General features: G+C 66.1%; 1 protein-coding gene and 1 pseudogene. Both read right to left on the bottom strand.

Features of this window, described 5'->3' with window-relative positions; all coding sequences use genetic code 11:
- Window positions 1-626 (bottom strand): IS91 family transposase (locus tag NKJ91_RS33530; protein ID WP_502903664.1); only part of this gene is annotated, 626 nt, incomplete at its 3' end.
- A 4-nt stretch (window positions 627-630) separates the two neighbouring features.
- Window positions 631-1535 (bottom strand): annotated as a pseudogene (locus tag NKJ91_RS33525) (tyrosine-type recombinase/integrase).
- Between the last annotated feature and the right edge of the window lie 182 nt (window positions 1536-1717).

Raw genomic sequence — 1717 nt, 5'->3', positions numbered from 1 at the left:
GCGTCGTGCAGCGCGATCAGCCGGGTGAGGAACAGGCGGCGGAACAACTTGCCCAGTACTCTGACCGGGAGCAGGAAGGCCGGGCGCGACGATATCCAGCGGCTCCCGTCCGGCGCGATGCCGCCGCCCGGCACGATCATGTGGACATGCGGATGGTGGGTCATCGCCGATCCCCATGTGTGGAGCACGGCGGTGATGCCGATGCGCGCGCCGAGATGCCTGGGATCGGCCGCGATCGTCAGCATGGTCTCCGATGCCGCCTTGAACAGCAGGTCATAGACCAGCGCCTTGTTGTGGAACGCGATCTCGGCGACCTCGGCCGGCAGCGTGAACACGACGTGGAAGTATCCGACTGGCAGCAGGTCGGCTTCGCGCTCGGCGAGCCATGTACGCGCGGCCGCGCCCTGGCACCTGGGACAGTGCCGGTTGCGGCAGCTGTTATAGGCGATCCGCCATTGGCCGCAGTCCGCACAGGCTTCGACATGACCACCCAATGCAGCGGTGCGACACTGTTCGATCGCCGACATGACCTTGAGCTGCTGCAGGCTCAGATGCCCGGCGTGGGAGACCCGGTATCCGGGGCCGGCAGCACGGAAGATATCGGCGACCTCCAGGTCGGCGCGCACCGGTTCAGCCGGACGGCGTCTTGCCTTCCATCAGCGCCATCAGCCGGTCCAGCGGCCCTGCGACCGCGTGGATCGTGCGGGTCGAGACCTTGGTGTAGAGCGCGGTGGTATCGAGCTTGCTGTGCCCGAGCAGCACCTGGATGACGCGGATGTCGACATCCTGCTCAAGCAGGTGGGTGGCGAAGCTGTGACGCAGCGTGTGCGGGCTGACGCGCTTGCGGATGCCGGCGACTTCGGCTGCTTCCTGGACCGCGCGATGCAGTTGCCGCGATGAGATCGGCGCGATGCAACTGCGCCCCGGGAACAGCCAGCCATGCGGGAGCATCACCCCGCGCCGCTTGCCTTCGCGCCACCACAGTCGCAGCAGTTCCAGCAGTTGCGGCGAGAGCATGGCGTTGCGGTCCCTGCGTCCCTTGCCCTGTTCGACGCGGATCAGCATGCGTGTCGAGTCGATGTCGTCGACCTTGAGATGCGCGACCTCGGACACGCGCAGACCGGCGCCATAGGCGACACCGAGCGCGGCCTTGTACTTGATGCCTGGCGCCGCTTCGAGCAGCCGCGCCGCTTCCTCGACGCTCAGCACCTCGGGCAGCTTGCGCGGATACCGGGTGACCACCAGCGCGCGCGCCAAATCGCGCCGCTTCAGCGTCACGGTGAACAGGAACCGCAGCGCCGAGACCGCGCCGTTAATCGTCGCAGGACCGACGCCGTTCTCATGCTGATACAGCTGGAAGCGCCGGATGTCCTCGGGCGCTGCGGTGTCGGGCGCGCGGCCAAGGAACGCGGCGAAGCGCCGGACATGACGAACGTAATCCTGCTGCGTATGCGGTCCCAGGCCCCGCATCAGCATGTCTTGCTGCATGCGCTGCGAAGCGGCGTGATCGGAGCGTCGGTCGACAAGGTAGCCATGGCAAGTTCCTTTCGTTGAAGGGAACTCCATGGTCGGATCGCAGGCTTTACCTGCTCAAGGCCTATGAATACGCGTCATCTCAGAACCAGGCGACCCTCCCGCGAAGCGGGTCGTCTAATCGCTCGAGCGTCAAGGGGGTGAGTGCAAGGCTGTCGTCCTTTCTGTCGATTCTCGTTCGTCC

This window comes from Mesorhizobium sp. M0040, assembly GCF_040323505.1.
Taxonomy (GTDB): Bacteria; Pseudomonadota; Alphaproteobacteria; order Rhizobiales; family Rhizobiaceae; genus Mesorhizobium.
Note: the sequence above shows the minus strand (reverse complement) of the source record. Positions and strands in the feature narration are given on the sequence as shown.